The organism is Streptomyces roseicoloratus, assembly GCF_004117935.1.
In the GTDB taxonomy this organism is placed as follows: domain Bacteria; phylum Actinomycetota; class Actinomycetes; order Streptomycetales; family Streptomycetaceae; genus Streptomyces; species Streptomyces roseicoloratus.
The window spans coordinates 68,288-74,771 of the sequence record NZ_SDOY01000181.1 but is presented as its reverse complement, the minus strand read 5'-3'; the positions used below and the strand labels follow the sequence as shown (position 1 = coordinate 74,771).

General features: G+C 74.7%; 6 protein-coding genes. 4 read left to right on the top strand and 2 right to left on the bottom strand.

Annotated features, from left to right (window positions below; translation table 11 throughout):
* Positions 1–186 precede the first annotated feature (186 nt).
* Positions 187–2,199, bottom strand: coding sequence for a PIG-L family deacetylase (locus tag ESG85_RS34730; protein ID WP_128985139.1), 2,013 nt, complete (start codon positions 2,197–2,199; stop codon positions 187–189).
* An 82-nt stretch (positions 2,200–2,281) separates the two neighbouring features.
* Positions 2,282–2,905 carry a 2'-5' RNA ligase family protein gene (locus ESG85_RS34725; protein WP_128985138.1) on the bottom strand — a complete coding sequence of 208 codons (624 nt, stop codon included), beginning with the start codon at positions 2,903–2,905 and terminating at the stop codon, positions 2,282–2,284.
* A gap of 111 nt (positions 2,906–3,016) precedes the next feature.
* Here ESG85_RS34725 and ESG85_RS34720 point away from each other — a divergent pair, with 111 nt between their 5' ends.
* The 4 genes from ESG85_RS34720 to rplC all read left to right on the top strand — a co-directional run bounded on the left by ESG85_RS34720 (position 3,017) and on the right by rplC (position 6,482).
* A complete protein-coding gene (locus tag ESG85_RS34720; RefSeq protein WP_128985137.1) occupies positions 3,017–4,231 on the top strand; it encodes a hypothetical protein in 1,215 nt (404 codons plus the stop codon).
* 133 nt (positions 4,232–4,364) lie between these two features.
* A complete protein-coding gene (locus ESG85_RS34715) occupies positions 4,365–5,090 on the top strand; it encodes a YoaK family protein (protein ID WP_128985136.1) in 726 nt (241 codons plus the stop codon).
* A 425-nt stretch (positions 5,091–5,515) separates the two neighbouring features.
* Positions 5,516–5,824, top strand: coding sequence for a 30S ribosomal protein S10 (gene rpsJ / locus ESG85_RS34710; protein ID WP_003948644.1), 309 nt, complete (start codon positions 5,516–5,518; stop codon positions 5,822–5,824).
* Between the two features lie 13 nt (positions 5,825–5,837).
* Complete coding sequence (rplC, locus tag ESG85_RS34705) at positions 5,838–6,482, top strand: 50S ribosomal protein L3 (RefSeq protein WP_128985135.1); 645 nt, start codon at positions 5,838–5,840, stop codon at positions 6,480–6,482.
* Positions 6,483–6,484 lie beyond the last annotated feature (2 nt).

The following is a 6,484-nucleotide window of genomic DNA, read 5'->3' as shown; positions in this document are numbered from 1 at the left end:
CGCGGGCCAGACGATCCCGAACCTGGTGATCGTCCCGGTCGGCGCGGACGGCAAGGTCAGCTTCTACAACAAGTCCGGCTCGGTCGACCTGATCGCCGACATCACCGGCTACTTCGTCAAGTGACCTGATCGCAGGGCGCGTCGAGGGCCCGTCTCCCTTCCGGGAGGCGGGCCCTTCGCCATGCGTCAGCGGGCCGGCCGCCACACCCAGGGGCGGGCGTCCGCGCCCAGGCCGACGACCGTCGTGCCGCCGTGCAGCACCGGGTCGCCGACCGCGGTGACCCCTTCCGTACGGGTGAACAGGCGTCCGCCGGCGTGGAGTTGGACGCGGTGACGCTCGTCGCGGCCGAGCAGGACCGGGCCGCGGGGGGCGGGCGCGGCGGCCAGGGGCCCGTAGCCCGGGAAGACCGGCGCCGTGCCGGACGCCGCCCGCAGACGGGCGTCGGCGGGCGCGCGGTAGAAGACCCGCACGCCGTCGGAAGCCCCGTGACCCCCGTCGGGGACCGCGGCGACCGGGTCGCCGGAGAGTGGGAGCGGTGCGGCCGGCACACCGTCCACCCAGTGCCGTACGGCCGTGCGGCCCGCCGCCAGCAGATGCACCCGGCCCCGGCCGTCCACCAGCGCCGTCAGCCCGTCCTGCACCTCCTCCTGCACGGGCAGCGCCCGCCACCGGCCCCAGGACCCGTCGGCCGCCCGTACCCGCGTCGAGACGTCCTTGTCCGCGTTCCGTACGAAGAGGTGGACCCGGCCGTCGGGGGCGGCCACGGCCACCGGCGCGCCGATCCGGCGGCCCCGGTCGTCGCCGCGCTCCGGATTGCCGAGGCCCCGCCACGCGAGGAACGGCCCGCCGGGCGAGCGCTGCTCCAGGAGCACCACCTCGCGCCGGTCGGCGCCGCCGCGCCCCGACAGCGCGGCGAAACGCACGCCGAAGAGCAGCACCCGGCCGTCGGCGAGCGCCGCCGGGGCGAGGACCGGCGCCAGCGGGCCGCCGCCCAGGTCCTCCGGCTCGCCGAACACGCCCGTGCGCTCCTCCCGCTCGCGCCAGCGCACCGCGCGCAGCCCGAGCACGCCGTACGCCACGAGCCGGCCGCCCGCCTCCTCGGTGACGGCGGGGCCGGCGGCGGGCCAGCGGTGGTGGGTGGCGCGCACCCAGCCCTTGCGGTTGGTGAGCGGTCGCTCGCCGCCCACCGCGTAGTCGCCGCAGCCGGACGGGTTGCCGCACTCCCAGGACGGGTCGCCGCCGTACAGGACGAGGTGGGCGGCCTTCTCGGCGAGGACCCGCGGCGGGAGGTTCTTGGGCCAGTGGCGGTTGTAGTAGCCGCGGAAGGCCGTGGTGGTGAAGGCCGGGACGGGCTCGCCGGCCGCGGTGGCGTCGGCGACCCGGCGCAGCAGCGCGGCCCAGGTGAAGGAGGCGACGGCGGTGTGGTCGCCGTGGTCGGCGTAGCCGCGCTGCTCGCTGTCGCGCTTGCGGGTGGCCTCGGAGCTGTGCTGGATGTCCGGGTCGGGGTCGAGGGTGTGCACGACCGTCGGGCGGTACTCGGCGAGCAGCCCGGCGAGGACGTCGATCAGGCCGGCGTGGTCGTAGCCGTCGGTCCGGTCGACGGGGGAGCCGGCGGAGAGACGGGTGCGCAGTTCGAGGGCGCGGTCGTGCCAGAGCGCGGGCAGCGCCATGTAGCGGCGCGGGGTGTGCATGGGCAGGTCGAGGAAGACCAGCTCGACCCGGCGGCCCTCGTGCTCCAGGGTGTTCACCTCGGCGCGGCGCCCGCCGGCGAGCGGGGCGACCCGCTTGCGCCAGGGCGTGAACCGGTCCGCGCCGAGCGCGTCCGCGTACGCCTGCCGCAGGCCCTGGTGGCGGGCGGAGGAGTAGGCGGCCTTGTCCGGCGGGGCCTCCGGCATGCCCTCGACGCGGTTCACGCCGATGTGCTCGCCGGCCGTGACGTACACGGAGACGACCGGGACCCCGGCGTCGAGCAGCCGCTGGGTGTCGGGGTTCATGAAGTACAGGTCGTCGTCCGGGTGGGCGGCGACCTGGAGGAGCAGGGCCCGACGGCCCGTGGAGACCGGCCGGCCGGGCGCCGGGTCGGCGGCGGCGGTGCGGCCGGGCGGCGTCGGTACGGAGCATCCGGCGACGGCCGCTGCGGCGGCCGCGCCGGCCGCTCCCGCGAGCACGGTGCGCCGTGCCGGTCTTCTGTCGTCCACGGCTCGTGCGCCCCCGTGCGTGCTGTCGTACCCCGTCCGGACTCTTGTGCGACCGGCTAGACGGATTTTCCGGGTACGGGGTTCAGTGCCGGACGGCGGGTCCCCCGAGCGGCACGGTCGCCCGCACCTCCATGGGGCCGTCGCCGCGGCGCGAGAGCAGCACGAGCTCGCCGACGGACACGGTCGCCGTGCCGAGGAGCGCGGCGCACTCGGCCGCCAGGGCGGCGGGCTCGCGGCTGCGGCCCAGCGAGAGGTGCGGGGTGAAGGGGCGCGGGTCGGCGCAGCGGGGGAAGCGTTCCTCCAGGGCCGCGCGGAGCGCCAGCCAGGGCGCGGCGCCGGCGGCGGCCGGGTCGAGCCAGTCGGTGGCGTCGTGCCGGTGCCGGAACCAGCGCACTCCCCGGAGGCGCGCGGTGAACGGCGGGAGCGCGCGCAGGGCCTCGGCCGCCAACGGGAGCGCCCGCGCGAAGTCGGACTCGGGCACGAACCCGTAGACGACGTTGACGTGCGGCGGCCAGCGCCGGATCTGCCGGTCGTGGACGCGCCGGACCGCCTGGATGCCCGGCCACAGCTCGTCGGGCGGCAGCCAGGCGACGGCCGTGCGGTGCGTGGGCGCGGCGGCGAGGACGGGGAGCGCGGGCCCGGGGAACCCGGCCTCGGGCTCCCCGGGCCGTGGGACCTCGGGCCGTGGGACCTCGGGCACGGGCACGGGAACCTCCGTACGTCACGAACCGATCAAGGGTGCCGGACCCGCCTACTGCGCAGGTCGGACGGTGTGAGAGCGTCCGCTTCGCACTATGCGACACCAGGGGTGGGAACGATGAGCGACAAGCCGTCCGGCGAGCCGTCCGACCAGGGGTCCGACAGAGCGTCGGTCTCGGACGCGGAATGGGCCGCCTTCGTGGCGGCCGCGAAGGAACAGGGCCTCGGCACGGAGGCCCAGGAGCGCGCCCTGCGCGAGGCGAAGCCGAAGAAGCAGCCGAAGCCGCCGAAGGCCACCCGGGCGACGAAGCGCCAGGAGCCGGCGGGCTGGCGCACCGGCCCGGCCTGGCAGGAGATGAACGGCCGCGCGCAGCGCAGGCGCCGGACCCGGGCGGTCCTCGGCATCACCGCCGTGGCGGCCCTCGCCCTCGTCGCCGTGCGGCCGCAGCTGGTCACCGGCGTGCTGCCGGAGAGCGTCACCTCGGCCCTGCCGTCGAGCTGGACGGACCGCCCGGAGGACACCACCCCGCTCGCCGCGGAGACCGCGCTGCCCACGGAGCCCCCGGAGTACGCCGCCCCCTCCCGCCCGACCCTCCAGGAGCCCTTCAAGGGCTCCCCGGCCCTGCGCTGGGCCGACGGTGCCGCGGGCATCGCCCTGCCGGAGCCGAAGCCCACGGGCTGGATGTCGAAGGCGCAGGTCGAGACCGCGCTGAAGACGTCCAAGGAGTTCCTGACGGCGTCCAACCTCGACCCGGCCGTCCTCATGGGCGGCCGGCCGGAGGCGGCGCTGCGGCTGATCGACCCGAAGCAGCCGGGGGTGCGCGAGCAGCTGGAGAAGGCGCTGGCGAAGCCGACGGAGAAGAACGACCCGACCTTCCTCTTCAGCCGCTTCGACCCGTCCCGGCTCCGCCTCGTCGGCTCCGTGGTGAAGACCCGCGGCCACATGACCGTCACGCCCGGAAAGGGCGACCGCAAGGGCGCGGTCCTGGTCCGGGCCGACTACACCTTCGTCTACCCGGTGGTGAAGACCCGGCCGGGAGCCGACGAGGTGGCCCGCACCGTCGTGCGCCGCGAGGTCACCTTCGCCTTCTACCCGCCGGGCCGGTACGACGTGACCGAGGGCCGGCTGATCCTGGACGACTACGACACCAGCGCCGGCAACAGCGCCTGCGACAGCGACGACGGCTTCTACCACCCGATGTTCCCGGAGGACCACACCGCCACCTCCCCGGCCGACCCCGCCCCGACGGGCCCCGCCACCGACCCGTACGACCGCAGCAAGCCCCTCGCCGACCGGCCGTCGCCGGAATGCGGCACGGTCACCCGCAGCTGACGTCCCCGCGCGATCACCCGCACCCCACGCCCGCGGTCAGCCGCGGGGCCGGCCGGACCAGCCGGCCCCGCGGCCCCCGCCCCGCCCGCCCCTCCGCCGTGCGGCGGGCCGGGCGGCGTCGTAGGGTCCAGCCATGAAGCCCAGGGCCGGGGGCGTCCTCACCGCCGTCATGCTGGTGCTCACGGTGACGACCGGCATGATCGAGGCCGTCAGCTTCCTCGCGCTGGGGCCGGTCTTCACCGGGATGCAGACCGGCAACATCCTCCTGCTCTCCTTCGCGCTCACCGGCGCCGCCGGCCTGTCGCCCGCCGCCGCGGGCGTCTCCTGCGGCGGCTTCGTGATCGGGGCGGTGCTCGGTTCGCGGCTCGAGACGGGCATGGACGTCCGGGGGCGGCGCTGGTTCGGGCCCGCCCTGCTCGGCGAGGGGCTGCTCCTCGGCTGCGCCGCGCTGGTCGCGTGGCGGGCCGGGATCGACCGGCCGGCGGGTCTCGACGGGCCCGTCGACGGCCGGCACTTCGCCGTGGTCGCGCTGCTCGCGGCCGCCATGGGCCTGCGCAACGTGACCACGCTGCGGGTGCGGGTGCCCGACGTGCCCACCACCCTGTCCACCCGGGCGCTGGCCGCCTTCCTCGGCGGTCTGCCGCAGATCGCCGACAACCGCATCGGCGCGGGCGCCCGCCCGGAGGTCCGGCGGCTCGCCTCGGTCGGGGCCATGTTCGCCGGCGGACTGCTCGGGGCCTGGCTGCTCCACGAGGGCGCGCTCCCGGCGGCGGTGCTGGTCGTACCGGGCGTGCTGGCGCTGGCCCTGGGCGCCTCGTACTGTGCCGCACCGGCCCGGCGGACGTCCGACCCGGGCTGACCGCGGCGCGTGTCCCGCCGCGGGGCGCGCCGCCGTGCGTAGCCGCGCGTGACGTGGGGTACAGTCTTCGCCCCCGATTGGCGGGCGGAAGGTCCCGTATGGCAGACTAGCGGGGTTGCTCGGTTGAGTGCCGATGCTGCGCGCCTCCCGCCGGGAGGACCGGAAGCGAGTCCCACAGTACTCGTCGCCCCTTCTCAGGGGCGGACGTACGGGAATCTTCCGGGAAGTGTCAGCGGGGCCCCGACCAGGCACCCGGTGGGTGTCTCGCCCCCGTCTCGCGGTCTCGGACCGCACCCCCTTGGTTGGGAAGTCCTCAGGGCTTCTTCGTAGAGGGAGTGCGACACGCCCGACCGCGTGGGTCGGAGGAGGGACGCGAACCGACCGGGTTCCAGAGCGTTGACGAGAGACAGGACTACGAAGTAGCCATGGCGGGACAGAAGATCCGCATCCGGCTCAAGGCCTACGACCACGAGGTCATCGACTCCTCGGCGAAGAAGATCGTCGAGACGGTGACCCGCACTGGTGCGTCGGTCGCGGGCCCGGTGCCGCTGCCCACTGAGAAGAACGTGTACTGCGTCATCAAGTCGCCGCACAAGTACAAGGACTCGCGCGAGCACTTCGAGATGCGCACGCACAAGCGCCTCATCGACATCCTCGACCCCACGCCGAAGACGGTTGACTCGCTGATGCGTCTCGACCTGCCGGCCGGCGTCGACATCGAGATCAAGCTCTGAGGTGACGCGCGAGATGGCTAAGAACATCAAGGGCATCCTGGGCGAGAAGCTCGGCATGACGCAGGTCTGGGACGAGAACAACCGGGTCGTCCCGGTGACCGTCGTCAAGGCCGGCCCGAATGTCGTGACCCAGGTGCGTACGAACGACATCGACGGCTACGAGTCGGTCCAGATCGCCTTCGGCGAGATCGACCCGCGCAAGGTGAACAAGCCCCTCAAGGGCCACTTCGCCAAGGCCGACGTCACCCCGCGCCGTCACCTCGTCGAGATCCGTACCGCTGACGCCAGCGAGTACACCCTCGGCCAGGAGATCACCGCCGAGGTCTTCGAGGCGGGCATCAAGGTCGACGTGACCGGCAAGAGCAAGGGCAAGGGCTTCGCCGGTGCCATGAAGCGCCACAACTTCCGTGGCGGCAAGGCCTCCCACGGTGCCCACCGCGTGCACCGCAAGCCCGGTTCGATCGGTGGCTGCGCCACCCCGGGCCGTGTCTTCAAGGGCATGCGCATGGCCGGCCGCATGGGCAACGAGCGCGTGACCACCCAGAACCTGACCGTTCACGCCGTTGACGCGGAGAAGGGCCTGCTCCTGATCAAGGGTGCGGTTCCTGGTCCGAACGGCGGCCTCGTCCTGGTCCGCACCGCGGCCAAGGGGGCCTGAGG

Excerpts from the sequence above, each read along its gene's own strand:
- ESG85_RS34720 (WP_128985137.1), top strand. The coding sequence starts at position 3,017 with ATGAGCGACAAGCCGTCCGGCGAGCCGTCCGACCAGGGGTCCGACAGA.
- ESG85_RS34715 (WP_128985136.1), top strand. The coding sequence starts at position 4,365 with ATGAAGCCCAGGGCCGGGGGCGTCCTCACCGCCGTCATGCTGGTGCTC.
- rpsJ (WP_003948644.1), top strand. The coding sequence starts at position 5,516 with ATGGCGGGACAGAAGATCCGCATCCGGCTCAAGGCCTACGACCACGAG.
- rplC (WP_128985135.1), top strand. The coding sequence starts at position 5,838 with ATGGCTAAGAACATCAAGGGCATCCTGGGCGAGAAGCTCGGCATGACG.